The sequence below is a fragment of the Oligosphaera ethanolica genome (assembly GCF_030814695.1).
In the GTDB taxonomy this organism is placed as follows: domain Bacteria; phylum Verrucomicrobiota; class Lentisphaeria; order Oligosphaerales; family Oligosphaeraceae; genus Oligosphaera; species Oligosphaera ethanolica.
In genome coordinates, this window is record NZ_JAUSVL010000001.1 from 4870728 (window position 1) to 4892369 (window position 21642).

General features: G+C 59.9%; 12 protein-coding genes. 6 read left to right on the forward strand and 6 right to left on the reverse strand.

All coding sequences use genetic code 11. From position 1 onward, the window contains the following. Nucleotides 1–347 precede the first annotated feature (347 nt). Nucleotides 348–3101: a right-handed parallel beta-helix repeat-containing protein gene (locus tag J3R75_RS16905; RefSeq protein WP_307265546.1), complete on the forward strand. Its 2754-nt coding sequence runs from the start codon at nt 348–350 to the stop codon at nt 3099–3101. A 75-nt stretch (nt 3102–3176) separates the two neighbouring features. Then, nucleotides 3177–4172 carry an ADP-glyceromanno-heptose 6-epimerase gene (rfaD, locus tag J3R75_RS16910; protein WP_307264080.1) on the forward strand — a complete coding sequence of 332 codons (996 nt, stop codon included), beginning with the start codon at nt 3177–3179 and terminating at the stop codon, nt 4170–4172. 275 nt (nt 4173–4447) lie between these two features. Here rfaD and J3R75_RS16915 read toward each other — a convergent pair whose 3' ends face one another. The 5 genes from J3R75_RS16915 to J3R75_RS16935 form a co-directional block, all read right to left on the reverse strand. Continuing rightward, nucleotides 4448–5329, reverse strand: coding sequence for a helix-turn-helix domain-containing protein (locus J3R75_RS16915; protein ID WP_307264081.1), 882 nt, complete (start codon nt 5327–5329; stop codon nt 4448–4450). 340 nt (nt 5330–5669) lie between these two features. Beyond that, a complete protein-coding gene (locus J3R75_RS16920) occupies nt 5670–7952 on the reverse strand; it encodes a hypothetical protein (RefSeq protein WP_307264084.1) in 2283 nt (760 codons plus the stop codon). A 66-nt stretch (nt 7953–8018) separates the two neighbouring features. Beyond that, nucleotides 8019–9413: an MBL fold metallo-hydrolase RNA specificity domain-containing protein gene (locus J3R75_RS16925; protein ID WP_307264088.1), complete on the reverse strand. Its 1395-nt coding sequence runs from the start codon at nt 9411–9413 to the stop codon at nt 8019–8021. Between the two features lie 37 nt (nt 9414–9450). Then, on the reverse strand, nt 9451–10536 hold the full coding sequence (locus tag J3R75_RS16930) for a hypothetical protein (protein WP_307264091.1): 1086 nt from the start codon (nt 10534–10536) through the stop codon (nt 9451–9453). Between the two features lie 223 nt (nt 10537–10759). Continuing rightward, complete coding sequence (locus J3R75_RS16935) at nt 10760–11626, reverse strand: HAD family hydrolase (protein ID WP_307264094.1); 867 nt, start codon at nt 11624–11626, stop codon at nt 10760–10762. A 121-nt stretch (nt 11627–11747) separates the two neighbouring features. Between J3R75_RS16935 and J3R75_RS16940 the strand changes: the two genes are divergently transcribed. The 4 genes from J3R75_RS16940 (at nt 11748) to J3R75_RS16955 (ending at nt 19284) form a co-directional block, all read left to right on the forward strand. Next, nucleotides 11748–12815, forward strand: coding sequence for an SGNH/GDSL hydrolase family protein (locus J3R75_RS16940; RefSeq protein ID WP_307264096.1), 1068 nt, complete (start codon nt 11748–11750; stop codon nt 12813–12815). 99 nt (nt 12816–12914) lie between these two features. Next, on the forward strand, nt 12915–14933 hold the full coding sequence (locus J3R75_RS16945; RefSeq protein ID WP_307264098.1) for an alpha-amylase family protein: 2019 nt from the start codon (nt 12915–12917) through the stop codon (nt 14931–14933). A 40-nt stretch (nt 14934–14973) separates the two neighbouring features. After that, on the forward strand, nt 14974–15630 hold the full coding sequence (locus tag J3R75_RS16950; protein ID WP_307264101.1) for a polysaccharide deacetylase family protein: 657 nt from the start codon (nt 14974–14976) through the stop codon (nt 15628–15630). 171 nt (nt 15631–15801) lie between these two features. Then, on the forward strand, nt 15802–19284 hold the full coding sequence (locus J3R75_RS16955; protein ID WP_307264104.1) for a LamG-like jellyroll fold domain-containing protein: 3483 nt from the start codon (nt 15802–15804) through the stop codon (nt 19282–19284). 641 nt (nt 19285–19925) lie between these two features. Here the strand turns inward: J3R75_RS16955 and J3R75_RS16960 are convergent. Beyond that, nucleotides 19926–21515: an HPr family phosphocarrier protein gene (locus J3R75_RS16960; RefSeq protein WP_307264107.1), complete on the reverse strand. Its 1590-nt coding sequence runs from the start codon at nt 21513–21515 to the stop codon at nt 19926–19928. Nucleotides 21516–21642 lie beyond the last annotated feature (127 nt).

A 21642-nucleotide genomic window follows, 5' to 3' on the forward strand; every position in this document is an offset into this window, starting at 1 on the left:
CTGTTGCGGTGGCTTTGCGGCAGATAATGTAGATTGTGAGCTGCGCGTGTCGGCGCGGCCAAACATCCGACTAGTCGTGCGTGGGTTCACGTCGGCAGTCGTGGTTTTGGCAGAATTCTTACACGACGGCCAATATACCGCCCGGAGCCATCGCTGCCAACGCCTAGCAAAGCAAAGGGCCACTGGGGGGCGGTGAGCGTTACCAGTTCAGTGGCAGGGGGTGGTTTTGGGCATTACATTCCGGGGTCGTGTTTTTCGTGGCTACATCGGCGCCGGGCGTGATGTTTTTGTGCGGTGTCGGTAATGCCAGTCAGCCCTTAGCATGTCCGCGAGGAAGGCAGGACTTGATGACTCACAAAACGACGTTGATGGGAATGTGTCTGTTGGCGATGTGGTCGGGCCAAGCTGGCGCGCTGACGCTGCACGTGGCGGTGGATGGCGATGACGCGTGGAGCGGTCGGTTGGAACGGCCCAACGCTGCGCGCAGCGACGGGCCATTGGCGAGTTTGGACGGCGCGCGGCGGGCGGTGGCTGCGGCGCGGGCAGGTGGTCTGTCGCGCAGCGATGCCGTCGACGTGCTGTTTCAGGACGGGCGCTATCCATTGACTGAGCCGGTGCGGTTTATGCCGGCGGACAGCGGCACGCCCGACGCGCCGGTGACTTACGCGGCGGCGGCAGGCGCGAAGCCGCATTTCTGCGCGGGGCGCGAGCTCAGCGGCTTCGTGGTGGATGATCGCGGCGTGTGGCGTCTACGACTGCCTGAGGTCGCTTCCGGCGCGTGGTATTTTGAGCAGCTGTACGTTAATGACCGTCATGCAGTGCGGGCGCGGACGCCTAACGTGGCGTTGCAGCACGAGTATTTTTACATGGTGCGGCCGCTGAAATACGCGATGGATCCACGTAGTGGCAAGATGGACAGTTTGGCCAGTCGCTCTTTTCAAGCCGAGAAGGACGACGTGGCGGTGTTGGCCGGTCGGTCGGCGACGGAGCTGCAGGACGTGGTCGCGGTAGCCTATCACGCTTGGGAATCAAGCCGGCACCGTCTTTACGCAGTTGAGGGCGACAGCGGCAATGTGCACACAACTGGCAATGCCCGCTGGCCCTTTATGCGTTGGAATGCCCGGCAGCGCTACCATCTGGAGAATTACGCCGAGGCGCTGGATGCGCCGGGCGAGTGGTTTCTGAGTCGTGATGGACTGTTGAGCTACATTCCCCTGCTGGGACAGACGCCGGACAATACCAAGGTGGTCGCGCCGCTGGGCACGGCATTCCTGCGTTTTCGGGGCGACGCCGAAGTCGGGCAGTGGGTCGGTAATATCCATTTCCGTGGCCTGCGTTTCGGCCATAGCGGCTACACCTTGCCGCCGGAAGGGCACAGCTCCGGACAAGCTGAAACGGACATTGGCGCGGCGATTGAGGCCGATGGTGCGGAGGGTATCCGCTTTGTCGACTGCGAAGTGTCGTCCATTGGCGGCTATGCGTTCTGGTGGCGCGACCGCTGTTTCCGCAATGAGCTGTCCCGCTGTTATATTCACGATTTGGGCGCTGGCGGCGTGAAGATCGGTTTGGCGCAAGCCAATGCGGATTTCCGGCCGGGCGACGTCACCCAGTTCACGGTAGTGGACAACTGCATCATCCAGCGTGGCGGGCGCATTCACCACGGCGCCATTGGCGTGTGGATCGGCCATGCCAGTGACAACCGCGTGACCCACAATGACATCGGTGACTTCATCTACACCGGCGTGTCGGTGGGCTGGACCTGGGGCTATCGTCCGACGGTCGCACATCGCAACGTCATTGACTTCAACCACATTCACCATATTGGCCAGGGTATTCTCAGCGATCTTGGTGGCGTCTATTCGCTCGGGCATTCGCCCGGCACGACGGTGAGCAACAACCACATCCACCACATTTATTCCTACGACTACTATGGCGCCGGCAGTTCGGGGCTGTACACGGACGAGGGCAGCGCCGAGATGGTCATGGAGAACAACCTGGTGCACCACACGCGCAAGAGCGGCTTCCATCAGCATTACGGTCGGGACAACATCCTGCGCAACAACATCTTCGCATTCGGTCTCGATGGCCAGATTCAGCGGTCGCGCAAGGAAGACCACCGCAGCTTCCTCTTCAGCAACAACATTGTCTACTGGGACAATGACAGCCCGCTGTTCACTCGGCCGACGCTGGACGATATGGTGGAATTCCGCAGCAACCTCTACTGGAACACCGCTGGCGACGTGACCTTCAATGGCAAGAGCTTTGCGGAATGGCAAGCGCTGGGACGCGGGGAGGGCGATGTCATCGCCGACCCGCTCTTTGTCGATCCCGCTGCTGGCGATTATCGCTTGCGACCGGGTTCGCCAGCGGCGAAGATCGGCTTCAAGCCCTTTGACTACACGCGTGCGGGAGTCTATGGCGATGATGCCTGGAAAGCCATCGCGGCGTCTCTAGAGGTGGCTCCCTTCGAGTTCACGGCGCGGCCGCCGGAACGCCTTAGTCCCGCTGTTCACGACTTCGAGGATGTGGCGCCGGGGGCCGAGCCCGACGGGCAGGTTTTCACGGAGAATCGCGGTGACTCGATCGTAGTAACCACTGAGCGCGCGAAATACGGGCGGCATTGCCTGAAGATACAGGACGTGCCGGGATTGAAGCACCGCTTCAATCCCCACTGGTGTTTGCTGGACCGCTGGCAGAGCGGCACGTTGCTGCTGTCTTTTGACATCAATCTGGAGGCGACGATGGTGCTCTATGTGGAGCTGCGTGACAACGAGCAGCCCTATCGCACGGGACCGAGTCTGCAGTTCCGCGAGGGCGTGCTGTCCGTGCGCGAAGCCGGCGCAGCGGAAGGCGAATATCGCGAACTGACGACACTGCCGATTGATAGCTGGTTCCGCATACAACTGGAAACGCCCCTGGGTAATGCGGCTGCGCAGGGCAGCACGCTGGTGATGATCGGGCCGGATGGCCAGGAGCAGCGTTGGCATGTTCGGCATGTCGATGACGATTGGCAGGCTGTGACCTGGCTAGGCTTCGTCGCTGACGGCGATGTCAAGGCGGCGTGCTGGCTGGACAATGTGCGCGCCAGTAAACGCGAATGAGGCCGGCGCGCCGCGCCATGTGCGGCGGCGCTCTGGCAGGGTAATTGAGAGCAGGATACTAACGAGGACGAGCTTATGATCGTAGTAACAGGCGGCGCAGGGCTGATTGGCAGTGCACTGGTGTGGACATTGAATCAGCAGGGCCGGGATGACATCGTCATTGTTGACCATCTCGGCGAGAGCGAGAAATGGCAGAATCTGCGCGCGTTGCGCTTTCAGGACTACCTGGAGAAGGATGAGTTCAGACAGCTGTTGCTCAGCGGGCGCTGGCAGCGGCCCGTCGAGGCGATTGTGCATCTCGGCGCCTGCTCAGATACCACGGAAGTCAACGCCAGCTATCTGGCCGACAATAACTTCGCGTATGGGAAGCTCCTGGCTGAATATGCGGTGGCCAAGGGCAGCCGCATGGTCTACGCGTCCAGTGCGGCGACCTACGGCGATGGCGAAAGCGGGTTTAAGGATGACGAAGCCGGCATGTTTGCGCTGCGCCCACTGAACAAATACGGCTATTCGAAGCTGTTGTTCGATCAGTGGCTGTATCAACGGGGCTGGCTGGGCAAGTTCACGGGCAATGGCGCGTCCTTTGTTGGGCTGAAGTACTCTAACGTATTCGGGCCCAACGAGTACCATAAGGCTCACATGCGCAGCATGATCCTGCGCGCCTATGAGCAGATCAGCGCGACGGGGCGCGTCGGGCTCTTCAAGTCCTACCGGCCGGATTATGCCGATGGCGAACAGGTGCGGGATTTTCTCTACGTCAAAGACGCCGCGTTGATGACGCTGTTCTTTTTGCAGGACGGCCGCGACACCTGCGGCATCTTCAATATCGGCTTTGGGGCGACCCGGTCGTGGAACGACTTGGCCCGGGCGGTCTTTGCGGCCATGGCGCTGCCAGAGGACATCCACTACATCGACATGCCCGAGGCCCTGCGCGCGCGCTACCAGTACTACACTTGTCTGGAGATCGACAAGATCCGCCAGGCCGGCTACAAGCGGCCCATGCTGAGCCTGGAAGACGCCGTGGCCGACTACGTGGCGTACCTGCGCGACGGCCGGCACCTCGGGGACTGACTCTTTTCTATCCGCAGATGGCGCCGATTAACGCCGCCGGTAGAAAGACGATGCAGATTATATCTCACGCGAAGGCGCGAAGGCGCGATGAAAGGGCGGACCCATGTGTCCGCCCCATAGATGGCGCCGATTAACGCCGCCGGTAGAAAGACGATGAGATTATATCTCACGCGAAGGCGCGAAGGCGCGATGTAGGGGCGGACCCATGTGTCCGCCCCTTGAATTATCTCACGCGAGGCGCGACGAAGGCCATTTTCTCGGCGGATAGTATTGACTTATTTGCGGAGGGCGCCGGGGTGGCAGCCGTAGGCGGCTTTGAAGAGACGGTAGAAGAAGCTGAGGTCATTGAAGCCGCAGGCGTAGCAGATTTCGGAAATGGTCAGCGACTGGTCGTGGATGATCAGCTGGCGGGCGACGCCGAGGCGTTGATTGCGCATGGCCTCGCCGAGCGAGCAGTGGTAATGCCGATTGAAGACCCGGCTGAGATATTGCCGGCTGACACCGAGGCGGTTGGCGAGGGCGTCGCCGCTGATGTCGTCGCGAAAATGTTCGCGGATGAATTGCGCGGCCTGGTCGGCGATGGCCTTGCCGTGGCCACGGTGGCTTTTCTGGTCGCTCTGTCTGGCGATGAGACAGAGCAGTTCCAGCAACTGCAAGCGCAGAACGGCTTGGTAGTTGGTCTTGGCCTGGTTGAATTCCTTGAGCATGGCACGGATAAGCGCGGCGGTACTGCTGTCGGCTTTCTGGATGTAGAGCCGTTCGCGCAGTTCGCGTTGGGCAGCGGGTTTGGCGTCGGGCTGGAGAATTTGCAGGAAATCCGCCGGTTTATCGAGCAGGTCGGTACCGAAGGCGATAAGCTCGGGCAGGAAGATGATATTGCAGATTTCGATGCAGTCGCTGGGGGCGATGCTGAAGCTGGTGACGTCGTCGGGATGGATGACAAAGAGCGTGTCGGGCTGGAGGTCGTAGGCGACACCGTCGATGACTTCGGCGCCATGGCCGGCGATGACGTAGATGATCTTCCAGAAATTCCGGCAGTACTGATGGGGGTAGCTCTCGCTGTTGTGCCGGATAGTGAAGATGCTGAAGGGAAAGTCGTCTTTCCAGAATTGACTGGCAGTCAGGCGGACAATGGGCAGGTCGATGGGCGATGACATGGGCGGGACTCCGCGATGAACTCGAGGTTAACCGAAAAGCATAGTTAGGTTTTCGAGGGGGAGGAAAGAGGCATTGCCCCTTTTCGCCCCCTCGCGCTCTCCTACCTATCCCTTTTCGGCTCCGAGCATGGCCTGAACTTTTCACCACCGTTTATGCGGCGAATATGTCTATATTTAAAGCCAAAAGATAGCTTGGTGAAAGCGATTACGACAGACATAAATCGCCTGGGGCTTTTCGGATGGCCTCGAACTTGGACAACAGGACGGCGTAACCCGCGCGGGAGCGTGGCCGGTTACGCCGTCCTGGCAGGGCGCGGTGCCCCTGGGCTGGTTCGTGTCGTTATTTACTGGCGGCGGGCGCGGCGGAAGCGGCGGGAGCGGCAGCGGCCTTTGCTTCGGCGGCAACCTTTGCCTCGGCCTCAACTTTGGCTTGTTCGATGACCTCTACTTTTGCTTTTGCTTCGGCCTCGATTTGGGCGGCCTTTTCGCGTTCAGCGGCCTGTTGTTTACGGACATTGCGGTAGTGGCAGCCGCCGGCGCAGAGGAGGATGATGAGGATGGCGATCAGGGTATTGCGCAGCCAGAAGCTGCGGGGCGTGCCTACGGCGTCTTTGGGGAAGATACCGAAGTTACTGAACTGATTGCGCAGTTTGGAGTCCAGGCGCATGCGCAGGTTGATGGCCCAGCCGCAGCCTTCGAGGATGGAGCTGAGGTCCTGGCGGTTCAGTTTGATGACGGCGATGAGGATCACCGGCAGCATCAGCGCCAGAATGGCGCAGAGCACGCCAATCCAGATTTGCAGGCCGGTCATGCCGGACACTGTTTTGGTGATGAAGGCCAGTGCCGACCCCAAGGCAGCGAAGGCAACGCTGGCGCCAATGAGCATCGTACCGCCGGGCATCTTGCTGTCACTTTTGGGCGTCGTCGCCGCCGGTGCGGGGGCGGGCGCGGCGCCAGGGGTGAGCGCCTTGTTGAGGCTGCCTTGGAGATTTTTTTCCGCAGCGCCTGACAAGCCTTCGATCTTGCCTTCGATTAGTCCCCACAGACGACTGAAGGGCGCGTACATTGCTTCGCGGATACAGACGGGATTTTCGACCACCTGGAGGACCTTGGCGTCGTAGTCTTTTTTGTTGATATCGTAGAAGACGCCGCGTTTACCGGCGACGAGATTGCCCTTGCTGCCGGAGGTGACAGGGACGACCACGATCATCTTGTCGGTCGGGCTCTTTTCGACTTCAACGTAGAGAGTAAACATCTGGCTGCTCTTGGCCAGCAGCTGGTGGTTAGCGATGGTGTCGATCTTCAAGGCGACATTGAACCAGCGACCATCAATGACCAGCGACCCGCACTCAAAGAGCGCGTGGCTGTTTTCAGCGTAGAGATCGCGGAAGCAGACGAAGTTGTTGACGAAACGGATGAGGTAGCTGCGATAGAGCAGGAGTTTCTCGACTTCCTTGGCGGCGCGGACGGTTTCGGCCACGGCCTTGTCCATCACCAGGAGTTTACGGACTTCCGCGATGAGGGCGTCGTTCGCGAGGTAGGCGCGGAGCTTGTCCGCAGGAATTTTCTCGACGATGCCGCCTTTTTTTGCGGCGAGGTAGGCCATATAAGGCGCGAAGAGGTCTTTGATTTTCTGCCAGTCGGCGGGAGTGAGGGTCGTGGTCTGATCGCCGAGAAGCGGCTTGATGATCTTGTTGACGACGTCTTGCCACCAGCCTTGGTAGAGCGGGTTGATCTTGGTTATATCGAGGGGCAGCAGCGATTCGGCGTTGGGTGGCGCGAAGGGCAGTGCCTGGAGGTAGGCGTTGACCTCGTCTTGATTGGCCGGGTCGAAGGCGGCAACCTTGGCGTCGGGGGCCATGGCCTTGGTTTGCAGGCGGCCGTCAAAAGCCAGCAGGCGGCTGAGTTCGAAGACCTTGTCGATCTTGGCGCTGTGAGTCTGCAGCAGGGCGCTGAGGGCGGGCGTGTCGGCGCCGCAGGTCATGATGGCCGTGGTATCGCAGCCGGCGGGAATCTCGCCTTGGGCGAGCCATTCGAGGAAGGGCGGGATGGCCGCCAGGAAGTCGTTGAGTTCTTTCTCGCTGGCGCCCATGGAGCCGTCGATGTCTTTGGTGCCGCCGGTGGCGGCGACGATATCGGCGAGGATTTCCTTGACCGCGGCGTTGTCGCCGGCGGATTTGGCGGTGAGGACGCCGTCGCCATTGAGGGCGCGAGCCTGCACAGTACTGAGGAAGGAGCGAATTTGCGCCAGGGAGATGGTGCTGGCGTCGCTGCTGGCCAGTTCTTTGTGAATGTACTTGGCTGATGCGGTGAGGGCCTTGCCGCTGTCATCACCGGCGTTGATGTCGGCCAAAGCGAGCTTGCCGTCGAAGTCGCTGGTGATTTTGCTCTTGTCGGGGAGTTGTTTGAGCAGCCAGGTAATGGCGGCCTTGATGTCTTCGCAGGTGACGCGGCCCTTGGCGCCCTGGTCCAGGGCGGTGATGAGTTGCGGGTCGCAGTGGAAGACATGGGACGGGGCGCTGGTGGCGCCCCAGAGGGCCTCGTCAAGTTGGAGGACTTCGGACAGGTCTTGGCCATTTTCAATGACCATCTGGTACGATTTGCCGTAGCGTGCGAACTTCATGGTTGGACTCTCCCCTCTGCAAATGTTTTTGTGTTTTTATAATACACCGTGTTTTTGCCCGGTTAATCAATCCAGTTTGACGGTCGTGTTGTATTGGGGCACGACGCTGTTCCAGCCGAAATCGTCTTTGAGCAGCTTGGCGAAGGTTTTGGACGCGTTGACTTCGCCGTGAGTCACGAAGACTTTGCGGGGTTTATTGCTGAGGGTTTTCAGCCAGCGGCAGAGTTCCTGCTGGTCGGCATGGGCGGAGAAGCCGGTGATCTTGGTGATACGGGCTTTGACGTCGTATTCTTCGCCGAGGATGCGGACCTTCGGGGCGCCATCAAGGATGATGCGGCCGAGGGTGCCTTCGGCTTGATAGCCCACAAAGAGCACGGTGCTTTCGGGCCGGGAGATATTATGGCCGAGGTGGTGTTTGATACGGCCGCCGGTGCACATGCCCGAGCCGGCGATGACGATGGCCGAGCCGCGGATGTGGTTGATGGATTTGGACTCGGCTACCGAGCGGACCATGGTGACGCCGGGCATACGGAAGGAACGCATCAGCTTGGTGGTGTCGGTATCAAAGAGGTACGGGTGACGCTTGAAGACTTCGGTGACTTTGATCGCCATGGGGCTGTCCACGAAGATGCGCAGGTGCGGGATGCGGTTGGCTTTGAGTAGCTGGGCCAGATAGTAGATCAGTTCTTGGGTGCGTTCGACGGCGAAGCTGGGAATGATGATGTTACCGCCGCGTTGGTCGGTGTCATTGATGACCTCGGCGAGTTCTTCGGGGATGTCCGCCTGTTCGCCGTGGCGACGGTCGCCGTAGGTTGATTCGCAGACGACGTAGTCGGCGGGTCCGAGGGCCTCCGGGTCGCGCAGGATTGGCATATCCCAGCGGCCGACGTCGCCGGAAAAGATGACGCTGCGGCTTTCCTGGCCCTGGGTGACGGTGAAGCGCACGCAAGCGGCGCCGAGGATGTGGCCGACTTCGAGGAATTCGGCCTGGATGCCCTCGTCGAGATCAATGGGCTTGTTGAAATCCCATGGCACGAGTTTGGGGAAGACGGCTTCGGCGTCTTCGACGGTGTAGAGCGGCACATCGGGAAAGGGGCCTTGGCGGCCTTCGCGCAGATGGCGTTTGCGTTTGAATTCGGCGTCTTCCTCGTTGATCTTGGCGCAGTCAAGCATGATGATCTTAGCGATATCGACGCTGGCGCGGGTGGCGTAGATGCTGCCGGTGAAGCCGGCTTTGACCAGTCGCGGGAGCAGTCCACAGTGGTCAAGATGGGCGTGGGTGAGGACGACCGCATCGACCTTTGCCGGCGGGAAGGGGAAGTCCTGCCAGTTCCGCTCTTTCAGTGATCGTTCCTGGTAGAGACCGCAGTCGATCATGATGTTTTTATTGTTTGCCCGCAGCAGATAACGCGAGCCGGTGACATTTTGCGTGGCGCCATAAAAACTGATGGCAAATTCCATGATGAAGAACTCCTTCAACGGTTATGGTTGGCAGACTTCACGGTTGGGGAGCGCCGAGCAGGCCCTCGTGGAACCACACGGGCTCGTAACCGTGGTCGGTGAGAAAACGCAGGGCGCAGTCCAGGCGTTCAGCGTGATCAGGAACGAAATGATGGTAGAAGGGCCAAAAGTACTGTTCGTGGGTCAACAGGTCAATGACCTCCGAGCGGGATCCGGCGGCGATGGCGGCCGACAGGCAAGGAAGAATGTCGGCCAGTGGTGTGCTGTTGAGGACCAGGTCGATTTGGCTGAGCATGATGCCGCTGGCGAATTCCATGAGGCGGCCGCGGCTTTCGACCTGGGCACAGCGCCAGTCGTCTAAGCCGTAGCTGACTGCGTAGTGCTGCTCCTGGCGGCGGAAGTAGCCGCTGAGGGCAGTCGTGCCGCGTTTGGCTATAGCGGGCAGGACTGACGGGAGCAGCTCGCCCCAATGCACGATGGTTGGCGGGCACCAGCTGGCCGGGCCGGCGAAGCGCACAATTTCGTCGTGGATGAGATCGATGTCGGCCAGGACTTTTTCCGCGCGGGCGTATTGGTAGGGGCGATCGGGGAATTCCGCGTAGGCGTGCCACGTCATGCGCAGCCAGGGGCTGGCGGCTGCGAATTGCGCGCGCCAGCGATCGGGCAGCATCTTCAGGGTGAAGTCTTTTTCCGGGCTTTCGTAGAAGAGATTGAGGCTGAAGCGGGTGCCGTAGTTGTCATGCAGGCGTTTGAGGATGGCCAGATAGTGGTTGCTGAAGATGTCCGCAGGCTGTTGCCGGCAGAGCTCGCGCAGGAAAAAACAGTTGTCGTCAATGGCGAAGCGGTAGCGCTTTTGCGTTGACTGGTCCCAGATGACGCTGATGCGCTGTTCGCTCTGGCCTTGGTGGCCGCTGGCGGTGGCGACAATGTCGTTGCAGCGCTGGCGTAGTGGTATCTGCGCCGTAAAGCCATCGCCTTGGCGTTGCGCGGCGACGCCGTTTACTGTCACGTTGCATGCTAAGGGCGCCGTGCCCCGGACGGTGATAAGCAACGCGTCGCCAGCGGCAACGCCGTCGCGATGGTTAAGCAACGCGCCATGTACCGGCTCATGTATGTTCAGCATAGACACCTGGGTGATTGAGGTGAACAATAATGTTGTTAGCTGGCCAAATATACACCGGAAACTAGGAATAAAACGCAGGTGGGGAAAAATCTGCCTGGGTCTGGTCGTCTGTCTTCTGTCGCGGACCGATCGGACCGATCGGACCGATCGGACCGATCAATCGTCGGATCAGTCGGATCAGTCGGATCAGTCGGATCCGTCTGATCCGTCCGATCATCATTGGTCACGGCACTTCGCCGGCGATGGCGAAGCGTCGGATAGCTTCGGCGAGGCCGTCGTGTTCGTTATCGGCGACTTGAGTGAGGGCGGCATTGCGGGCGTTGTCGGTGGCGTTGCCCATAGCGACGCCGAGGCCGACACCGGCGAGGAGCTCAGCGTCGTTGTCGCCATCGCCTATGGCCATAGCGTCGGCCAGCGAGCAGCCGAGGTAATCGCAGGCGATTTTGGCGGCGATGATTTTGGACGCCTGGGGGTTGGAGACATTGAGGATGCCGCGTTCTGAGAAGGCGGCGATGATGTCGATGCCGGCGCGTTTGGCTTCTTGGGCGAGGTGATCGCGAAAGACGACGAGTTCATCGGCGCGGGTGTCGGCGAGGAAAATAAGTTTATCGACGACGAGTTCGGGACAGCGCAGTTCTGCCTCTGGCCTGGTATTTACCCACTCGTTATTGCGTTCGATGAGCCACGCGGCCTGCGGTTGGGTATGGCAGAGCACGTGGTCGGCCGAGAAGAGCACGGGTTCGAAGCCGGCCTGCAAGCCCTGGTCCATGAGCCAGTTAACGAGATCGGGGCTGAGGCGCTGATGGGACAGATGGCGCCGCCCCGCCGGCAGGATGACTTCGGCGCCATTGTTGACGACTTGCGGCGCGCTCAGGCCGAGGTCGTCAATCCAGCCGGCGATGGCGCTGTACATGCGGCCGCTGGCAAAGAGGAAGGGAATACCTGCAGACAGGGCACCGCGTACCGCGTCAATGACGGGCTGCTGCAGCTGTTTTTGATTGTTGAGGAAGGTGCCATCAATATCGGAGATGATCACGCGGCAATGACCGCTGTAGGCAAGGGCGCGGCCCTTGGAGGAAGAAAGTGACATGAAGGGGCCTTTTCTGTGCTTGAGCTGGTAGCCGCCAGCGTTTGGCGGTTTATCTTGATGAGGTTGTGGTAGAACTGGGTAAGAGGGGAGTGTTTCCGGAAACAGCGTGCGGGACAATGTAATGCGGATCGAAGACATCGACAAGAATTTTGCGAGTGAGTCCATTGACGGCGTCGATCTGTTTTTTCTGGATGCGTTTACGGCGCCGATGGAACTCGGTGGTTTTCCGTTTTGGGCTCATGACCGGGTGTATTGCCGGTTGCCGGTGTCGTCGCTGCCGGAGCAGAGTGCCGGTGTGCGTGGGCTGGCCTGGCATTGTTCAGGCGGGCAGGTGCGTTTTCGCACGGACTCGTCGGCGTTGGCGGTGCGGGTTGAGCTCAGCTCGGTGGCGCACATGAATCACATGCCATCCAGCGGCCATTCGGGGGTGGACATGTACATCGGCGCTGGCGCGGCTAAGCATTATGCGAAGACGGCGATGCCGGTGGCTGGCCAGAGCCGCTACTGCGCATTGCTGGCGAAGGGCGTTGCGGGTGGCGAGCGGGACGTGACCCTGAATTTTCCGCTCTATAACGGCGTCAAGCGCCTGGAGGTCGGTTTCAGTCCGCAGTCGCGGGTCAGTGCGCCGACGCCGTTCAAGGTCGGCAAACCGGTGTTGTTTTATGGGTCGTCGATCACCCAGGGCGGTTGTGCTAGTCGTCCCGGCAACTGCTATTGCCACCACTTGGGTCGGCGCCTTGACGCGCCGATCATCAACTTCGGTTTCAGCGGCAATGCCCGCGGTGAGCTGCCGATGGCAGCGATCATTGCCAGCCTGGATTTGAGCGCGCTGGTTCTTGACTACGACCACAACGCGCCGAATGTAGACCATCTGGTCGCGACGCACCAGTCCTTTTTCCGCACTATTCGCGAACGCCGGCCGGATTTGCCGGTGGTGCTGGTCACTCGGCCGGATGTCGATTTGGCGCCGCAGGAGTCCGAACGCCGGCGGGCCGTTGTGCGGCAGACCTATGATGAAGCTTGCGCGGCGGGTGATAGCCGCGTGTATTTTGTGGACGGCTTTACGCTTTTTGGCCGCAGCGACCGTGACGCCTGTACGGTTGACGGCTGCCACCCCAACGACCTCGGCTTTGTGCGCATGGCCGACGGTATTGAACCGGCACTGCGCGCGGCTCTGGGCGCGTCCTGAAAAGTCCATCCGCACCGTATTGAACAGCAATCACCGCCATCGTTGAATATGAGCGGCTGGCCATCGGGCCGAAGAAGACAGCAACAGAAAGGTACGACTATGCACCATCTGCGTTTCCGCCAAGTTCACCTGGACTTTCACACCTCGCCGGTCATTCCCTGTATTGGCCTGGGTTTTGACAAGGATGAATGGCAGGCGACGCTGCGTGCCGGCCATGTCGATTCTATCACGCTCTTCGCCAAATGCCACCACGGCTGGCACTACCACCTCACGCAGGTCGGCAAGCTGCACCCGAACCTCAGCTTCGATCTGCTGCGGGCGCAATTCGACGCCTGCAAGGAAATCAACATCAACGCACCGATTTACCTCTCGGCTGGGCTGGACGATGCGATCCTCGAAGATCACCCCGAATGGCAGTGCCAGTATGTGGACGGCACGACGCTGTCGGCTTCCGTGGCCAGCCCTCTGCGGCCGGGCTTCCATCGGGTGTGTTTCAACTCGCCCTACACGGACTACCTGGTGGAGCAGATCAAGGAGACGCTCAGTCTTTTCCCGAACTGCGACGGCATCTTCCTTGATATCATCTCGCAACCGGATTGCTGCTGCGTGAATTGCATGCGGATCATGCATGAAAACGGCCTCAATCCCCTGGTGGCGGCTGATCGGCAGAAGTGCTCGCGCATGGCTCTGGAGCACTATTATCAGCTGACGACGCAGGCTGTTACGGCGGACAATCCCGACATGCCGGTGTTTCACAATTCCGGGCACATCACGCCTGGGCGCCGCGAGCAGCTCAAGAAGTACTTCTCGCACCTGGAGCTGGAGTCGCTGCCGACGGGCGGCTGGGGCTACGATCACTTCCCGCTGTCCGCCAAGTACGTGCAGACCCTCGATTTCGATTTTCTGGGCATGACGGGCAAATTCCACACCACCTGGGGCGAGTTTGGCGGCTTCAAGCATCCCAACGCCCTGCGCTACGAATGCGCCGCGATGATGGCCTTCGGGGCGAAGTGCAGCGTCGGCGACCAGCTGCATCCGTCAGGAAAGCTTGACGAGAGCACCTACGATCTTATTGGCGCCGCTTACGCCGAAGTAGAGGCGAAAGAGCCGTGGTGCGACAATGTGAGCAATGTGGCGGAAATCGGCCTACTCACGGCGGCGGCCGTCAACGGCTCCAGCGCGCGGGACATCCCCGGCGACATTGGCGCCGGCCGGATACTCCTTGAAGGTCACTTCCTTTTTGACGTGATTGACGGCGATGCCGATTTCAAGAAATACCGCGTACTGATTTTGCCTGACGAAGTTGCCATCACCCCGGCTTTGAAGAAGCGGCTGGATACCTATTTGGCCAAGGGCGGCAAGCTCCTGCTGTCCGGCGCCAGCGGTGTCGACGCCGATGGCGCGTTTATGTTCGATATCGGCGCCAAGACGGACGGTATCAGTCCCTACCGGCCGGATTATGTGTTGCTGAACGACTTGGTTCGTCCGGCGAGCGTGCGTTCGCCGATGGTGATGTATCTGCCGAGCCGCCGTTTGAAAGTCACCGAAGGCACGAGCTTGGGCGATATCTACGATCCCTATTTCAACCGCACGGACCACGGACATTTCTGTAGCCACCAGCACACGCCGAATCAGCCGCAGGAGTCGGGCTATGCGGCTGGTGTCAAGCACGGCAACATCCTGTATTTGGCGCATCCGGTGTTCAGTATCTACCGCGGCTGGGGCAACGTCCCGCTGGCGGAGTACGCGCGCAATGCCATTCGGCTGCTGTTGGGCGAGACCCAGCTGGAGACCAATTTGCCGTCGACAGCGCGGGTGAGCTTGATGGAGCAGCCAGCAGAGAAACGCGCTGTGCTGCATTTGCTCTACGCTAACACCATCAATCGTGGCGGTCCCCTCAATGTCAATGGCGTGACCAGCCGTGGTGCCATTGAGGTGATTGAGGAACTGCTGCCGTTGCATGATGTGAAAGTCACCATCAAGCCCCGCAAGTCGGTGAAGAAGCTGACCTTGGAGCCGCAGGGCACGGGCGTGCTTTTCAGCGTCGCCGAAGATGGCCGCATCAGTTTCAAACTGGATCAGTTCACCTGCCACCAGATGGTGGTCATGCACTATTAATCCCGCCGTGGCGCGTATGCGGCAAACAGAAGGACCGGCAATGATTCGTGTAGCACAATGTTGGGATGACGGCGTCCTCAATGACGCCCGACTGGCTGATATCTTCCGCAAATACCAGGCCAAGGCAACCTTCAATATCAACCCCGGTCTGCGGGAACCAAATACGCGGACCAACAAGTGGAAATATCAGGACTTCGAGGTACAGGGGCTGTCGCTGGCGGAAATGCCGTCGGTCTACAAGGGTTTCAAGGTCGCGTCGCATACCATGCGTCATCCGAATGCCGACAAAATCCCCGTGGCCGATTTCGTCCGCGAAGCGGTGGACGCCCGCAAATACATCGAAGATCATTTCCAGCAGGAAGCGCCCGGCTTCGCCTGGCCCTGTGGCGTGACGACGGACGACACGGTCAAGGCCCTGAGCGATTGCGGCTTTGCCTATGGCCGCACCACCAAAAACGTCGAGTCAGTACTGCCCGTGGCGGAACCGCTGCGACTGCACTCCAACTGCCATTTCCTCAACCCGAACTTCTGGGACATCTTTGCCAAAGCCCGTCCCAGCGGCGTCTTTTACTTCTGGGGACACAGCTATGAGCTGAAGAACGACGAGGCCAAGTGGGCCGATTTTGATGCGAAAATAGCCCGCTTGTCCGCCGAACCCGACGTGCAGTGGATCGACGTCATCGACATCGTGCGCTGAGCGGACGGAGTGGTCTGATCGACAGTCTTTTATCGCGGACGGATCGGACGGATCGGACGGATCGGACGGATCGGACGGATCGGATAGCTGATCGGTCTGATCGGTCAGATCGGTCTGATCGGTCTGATCGGTCTGATCGGTCTGATGAACACGACAACAGAAAGGGCCAGCATGAAAACGCGTTATTCCTGTGTCATGTGGGTTATGGCGGTGGCAGGTATGGCCGTGGTGTCGGCGCAGGAGCCGGCGTGGTCGGGGCATTGGACTTTCGATGGCGTGTTGGCCGATCAGAGCGGTCACAGCCGGCATGTGTACATGGCCACGCCCGAGTATGCGGCGAGCGCTTCCGGTCAGGCATTGCGCTTCACTGCCAACACGGCGACGATCATGGACGCGCCGGAGTTGCGCTTGGCTCCGGGTTTTCGTCTGGCTTGCCGAGTGCGTCTGGAAAGACTTCCCGAGGGCAATTCCTGGTCGACGCTTGCGATCAAAGGCAGTCATAGCAAGGGCGAGTACTATTTGCGGGTCGATCCGGCCAATGAAGGCCAGAGTTTTGCTTTCTTCATCAACGGCGGTGGCAAGTGGGAGCCGCGCGTGCGCTCCAATATCAAGGCCGAGGTGGGCGTGTGGTACGACCTTGAGGCCGGCTGGGATGGCCAGGACATTTGGCTGACGGTCAATGGCGAGACGACTCGGACAGCCCGTCAGGGCGATGTCAAGGTGACCTACGAGCCAATTCAGCTAGGCGCTTTTGATGGTTTGTTGGACGAACTGAGCATCAGCAGCCCCATGAAGAGTACGGGCGTGGGCTGCTGGCATTTTGCTGGCGACTTGAAGGACGCGTCCGGCCTCGGTCACGATTTTGTCAGTACGGCCGAGGCGCGTTTTGCGTCGGTCGCTGCCGGTCAGGCGCTTGAGCTGGGCGCGGCGGAATTCAGCGTGGCCAGTAACAAAGACTTGCAGCTGGCACCGGGCTTGCGCATCGCCTGTGCCGTGCTCTTCAATGAGATTCCCGAAGAGCCCACGCCAATTGTGCTTAAGGAAAATGAATACATGCTGCGGGTGAACCCGAAGTCCGAAGGCAGCAACTTCGCCTTTTTTGTGTTTATGAATGGCAAGTGGGAGCCGCGGGTGTCGTCGAAAGTGAAGCCGCAGCCGGGTATGTGGTACTATCTTGCCGCTTCTTGGGACGGCCTCAGCCAGAATATCGAGGTCAATGGCGACGTGAGCACCATTATGCGTTCGGGTTTTGCCGAGCCGGGTGACGAGCCGCTGACGCTCGGGACCTTCAATGGGCAGGTCGACGAGCTGCTGATTGAAAATCCTCGGCCAGCGGTTATTCGCATGACCGATTTGACGACTGACAATATGCTGTTACGCAGCGGCCGCCAGGAACGCTTGAGTGGCGTGATCCGCAACTATGGCCGGCCATTAGCTGGTTGCGAGGTCACCCTGAGTCTGCCGGAAAGCGTCGTCTGTGAGAGTGCCACCACGCTGACGTTGGGGCCGCTGGACAGCAACGCCGCCGTACCCGTCGAATGGACTTTGAGAAGCATTGAGAGCAAGAGCGCCACGGCCGCCATTCGCATGGTCACGCCGGATGGCACGGTTGAGTCCGCAAGCAAAATGCTGGCATTTTTGCCAGAGACTGATCCGGACTTCTCGGCGCGCGTGTGGAATCCGCCAGTCGGCAACGTGGCGGGCGCCCGCAGCTATTACGTCGACGCGATTGCTGGCGACAACAGCCGCGATGGCACGGCGCCCGAGACGGCCTGGCGTGATTTCACGCCGGTGAATGGGCGGACGCTGGGGCCGGGCGAACGGCTGTTGATTCGTCGCGGCAGCGTGTTACGGCAGGAGTTGCAGGTGTCCGCGCAGGGAACGGCCGAGGCGTGGGCGGAAATCAGCACGTATGGCGAGGGGCCCCGGCCGGTTATTCGCCGGGATTGGCATATCAACGACCGCTGCGTGCTCATCAGCAATCCCGATTATTTGGCGATACGTGGCCTGACGGTCTGCTATGCCGGCAAAGGTCTGACCGTAAACTACTCCGGCACGGGGCATCGCGGATTGCTGATTGAAGACTGCATTGCCCACCACATCGAGGGCCTGTACCGTTTCAATGCGCATGGCATACCTGAATGGCGCGATGGTCGTGGAGCGCCTGGCGGCGTCACTGGCGGCATTGGCTTCGGCGGCGCGCCGGGTTCAGACATCGTTTTCCGGGACTGCGAAATGTTCCAGTGTTCATCGGGCTTCCGCGCTTCAGGCCAGAATGTGTTTATCGACCGCGTGTTTTGCCACGACAACTTTACGCACAACACCTCGCCGCATCCGTTTCTGACCAGCGTCAGCCGGGCGTATTTGCTGAACAGCATATTTGACGCGTCGGGCTGGCATGCTCACGCCGGCACCATGGGCATCATGCTGGGCGGCACCAACGGTCTGATCATCCGCAACAGCCACTTCCTGAACCAGCCGGATTCGGGCTCTCACGATCAGGGCGGCATCGACTTTGAGGCTGGCGGCGACGGTAATCTGATTGACCGTTGCACCTTCCGCAACAACGCTGGCGCGGCCATTGAAGTGCTCGGTTTGCGGACGCCGCAGACCCGCAATGTCGAGATCGCCAACAGCCGTTTTGACCGCAACAACGTCGCCCACAAGCTCGGGCCGTCGGAAATCTTCATCTGGGGCGGCTCGCAGAATCCCGTCGTTTGCTGCAGCAATGGCATCATTCGCAACAACGGCTACGTCCTGACGCCGGACGTGTCGTTCTTTGTCAACCAAGCGCCAAAGCTCACGCGCTGGGCGCTGGCGGACAACACGGAATACGCCAGCTGGGAAGAACTGGACGCGGCCATGCCGTTCAACAACCCGCCGGTCATCAGCATTGATCCGGAAATCTGGACCGACCAGCGGCAGGTGACGATAAGTGCCGAGGTAAAGGACGACGGCCGGCCGGTGGGTGGCCAGCTGGTATGCGTCTGGGAGCAGATTCATGGCCCGGGCAGAGTCGTCTTTGCCAATGCCGCCGCGACCACGACCACAGCCGAATTCAGCGCGCCTGGCGATTATCTGCTGCGCTTGAAGGCCGACGACGGCGAGCATTGGCGTAGCGCCATGACCACCGTGCACGTCCTGCCTGCCGGCAGCGCCGTCGCCCGCGCCTGGTCCTTTGCCACGCCGTTGGACAAGGAAGGCTGGAGCGAAGCGAATCTAGGCACCAAAGACGAGGCTTTCGGCGAGGGCTTTACGGGTTGCATTTCCAGGCCCGTGCATCACGTGGGCGGCGGGCATTACGTCTTGGCCCTATTGGAGGCCGGCGATGCCCATATCGTGTCTGCCGACAATCTTGCCGTGGAGCTCGCCGCGAACCGCTGCGTGGGCATCCGTTTCATGAACAGCACACCGGCTACACGTATGCGCCTGCGCTTCACCACGGAGGCATCGCCGGAATGGTCCGACCAGGCCAGCCAGGTCTTTGAGGTCGTGCCTTCCGACAACGAAACGCGGCTCTATACCATCGACCTGACGCAGAACGCCGCCTGGCGCGGCACGCTCAAGCAACTGCGGCTTGACTTCTCGGCTGATGGCACCCCGGTCACCGGCAGTTGTCGCGTGGACTACATCTGGGTCGGCCGCGACAAATAGGCGCCGAGCGAGAAGTAAAGCTGGTTTTTGCGAGGGGGAGGAAAATACCCTTCGCTTCGCTCGGGCCGCCGCTACGCGGCTATCCGACTATCCCTGCACCGGTGGTGCAGGTCTGCGGGTCGCAGACCCTTTCCGCCCCCTCGCGCTCCCCCACCTATCCCATCTCGGCTCAACGTCAGTAGCAAAAGGGTTGTTCGATAATTACGTTTACAACTATACCCAGGCACGCTGAAAGCGTGCGACATCGCAAACAAAAAAGGTGAGGTTCCATTGCCTCTTTGGCCTCAGTCAGCTGCGCCGACTGGGGCCAAAGAGGCCGAGGAACACGAGCGCAATAGGCGCTGTACCCAGGGCGGCGCTCCGCCTGCGGCGTCGCTTGCCTTGGGCTACGATGACACGCGCCCCTCTGGGGCGCTTGCCGCTTCGCGGCCAGGGAAATGTTGGCCGGCGACAAGGTATGACATGAAAGAGCGTTTGCACTGCAATGTGTAAACGTAATTTGTGAACGGTAGCTAAAGGGCATGGGCAGAACTTGTCTCTGCTGTGTATGTGGCGAGCTTGTCTGCTGTATAGCCAAAGAAGGCCGAGCGAAAACGGTCACGACAGCCGAAGATTACCCGGGGCTTTGGGGTCGGTTTGGGTTAGCCGCGGCAGTGGCTGAGGTACTCAAGTTCCTTGGGCAGGGGGATATTCACTCCCTGATCAGTTTCACCGTAGCCATTCTTGGCCAGGATCTCAATGTCCTTGAGCACTCGGCGATCGCCTCGGAAGCACACGGTGACATTGTAGTTGACATCGACGACGCGAATGCGCTGGAAAGCCGTAATGACGGCGCGCAGGGCTTCAATAAAACTGCCGTTGAAGGTCTTGAGTTCCTCCTCAATGGGCATGGAGAAGGAGTAGATGCGCAGCAGATTCAGCGTTGCCAGCTGCATGATGGCCGAGCGCACTGCCGCAACGCGATCTTTCCCACCATGGGTGAAGGAGTCGGACTGGTGACTGAAGTCGATGTCGTGGAGCTTGGCAAAGATGTGCTCGCGCTTGAGCTGGTTGATGCGTTCGTTGGTGCGCTGGATTTCGAAGGGGAAACGCGCATCAATGACGCTGTCGTCTTCGCTGATGATGGTCACGTCGCTGCCGTAATGGCGAACGATGGCGGCCACGAGCGACGAGGGGCGGACGTGGAAACCAATGAAGGGCGGCACGGCAATGTCGCGCATTTCCACTTCCGCATAGCGGGCGAGCATCTGCTTGCACAAATCTCGCGCAGTTTCAAGGAAGGTGTGGGAATAATAGGCGAGATACTTGGTTAGAATGGTGAAAAACCACTCGCCTTCCAGGCAGCAGCCGCTTTGCCGGCAGTAAAGGAATTCGCGGTTGTTTTTCACATGGCGTTCGTAGAAATGAATGAAGATGGTGGTGACGCGGGTGAGATGCAGCGCGGCGCTGCTGTGGCCGCGGAAACGCCGCAGGTCGGGATCGGCGTCTTCCGTGCGGCTATCGCCGATGAACGTGTCGTAGAGCGACTGCAGATTATGGATTTTGCTCTCCATTTCGCGCAGCGAAGCCTCGTTGAGCAGCTCGAAGTTGAGCGACTCAAAATCGGTGGGATTGCAGGCGGCGATTTTGGCCAGGAAGCGGGCGTCTTCGGTGCGATGGAGAAAGCTCGTGGCCAGGTGGGTAATGCGTTCCTTGATACTTTCGGCGCGGCGGCTCTGGCGATCGCGTGGCAGACGGCCTTTGGGGAGCCGTTCGTTGAAGTTGAGCTGGCGTTTGATGGGCGTAGGGGCGATGCCGAGCTTTTCTGCCTGGACCAGCAGCAGCCGCAGGCCGCAGGAGATCGTGCAAGTCACGTAGTTGATCGCATCACGCGTGTCGCTAGCAAAATTTTGTTGCTGGCTGGACAGTTGGTAATGGGGACTGCTGTGGTAGATGTGTAGCAGTTCGTAGCCCGCGATGCTGAAGTTCTTCAGCACGGCGATCTGTACCCGGAAGGGCAGCCAGAGCTGGTTGGTGCGGGCGCCGTACGCGTCAAGAAATTCTTCCAGGTGCGTCGATTCCGCCTGGATGATGCTCAGCAGGGGGCGGGTGAGAACAAAGCTGTCAGAGTCAGTTTTCTGAAAGTGCTGGGAGATGTGCAGGATTTTTGCGGAACGTGACGCAATCAGTCGAGCGAATGTCTTGTAGGTGATCGGCTGCAGGGCGCTGGATTGTGTTGGCGATATGTCCATGGTCAGTATACCTCCGAGTGGCTAGGAGGCTCTCGGTGCCACTATTGTTACAGGCGTTGCACCTGATGTATGGGTGAAAAGATGACACTCATGTCATCATTAGTATTATAGCGCTTTTTGACCTGCC

What these genes read in the sequence shown, in the direction of transcription:
- J3R75_RS16905 (WP_307265546.1), top strand. Translation starts at nt 348, where the DNA reads ATGACTCACAAAACGACGTTGATGGGAATGTGTCTGTTGGCGATGTGG.
- rfaD (WP_307264080.1), top strand. Translation starts at nt 3,177, where the DNA reads ATGATCGTAGTAACAGGCGGCGCAGGGCTGATTGGCAGTGCACTGGTG.
- J3R75_RS16915 (WP_307264081.1), bottom strand. Translation starts at nt 5,329, where the DNA reads ATGTCATCGCCCATCGACCTGCCCATTGTCCGCCTGACTGCCAGTCAA.
- J3R75_RS16920 (WP_307264084.1), bottom strand. Translation starts at nt 7,952, where the DNA reads ATGAAGTTCGCACGCTACGGCAAATCGTACCAGATGGTCATTGAAAAT.
- J3R75_RS16925 (WP_307264088.1), bottom strand. Translation starts at nt 9,413, where the DNA reads ATGGAATTTGCCATCAGTTTTTATGGCGCCACGCAAAATGTCACCGGC.
- J3R75_RS16930 (WP_307264091.1), bottom strand. Translation starts at nt 10,536, where the DNA reads ATGCTGAACATACATGAGCCGGTACATGGCGCGTTGCTTAACCATCGC.
- J3R75_RS16935 (WP_307264094.1), bottom strand. Translation starts at nt 11,626, where the DNA reads ATGTCACTTTCTTCCTCCAAGGGCCGCGCCCTTGCCTACAGCGGTCAT.
- J3R75_RS16940 (WP_307264096.1), top strand. Translation starts at nt 11,748, where the DNA reads ATGCGGATCGAAGACATCGACAAGAATTTTGCGAGTGAGTCCATTGAC.
- J3R75_RS16945 (WP_307264098.1), top strand. Translation starts at nt 12,915, where the DNA reads ATGCACCATCTGCGTTTCCGCCAAGTTCACCTGGACTTTCACACCTCG.
- J3R75_RS16950 (WP_307264101.1), top strand. Translation starts at nt 14,974, where the DNA reads ATGATTCGTGTAGCACAATGTTGGGATGACGGCGTCCTCAATGACGCC.
- J3R75_RS16955 (WP_307264104.1), top strand. Translation starts at nt 15,802, where the DNA reads ATGAAAACGCGTTATTCCTGTGTCATGTGGGTTATGGCGGTGGCAGGT.
- J3R75_RS16960 (WP_307264107.1), bottom strand. Translation starts at nt 21,515, where the DNA reads ATGGACATATCGCCAACACAATCCAGCGCCCTGCAGCCGATCACCTAC.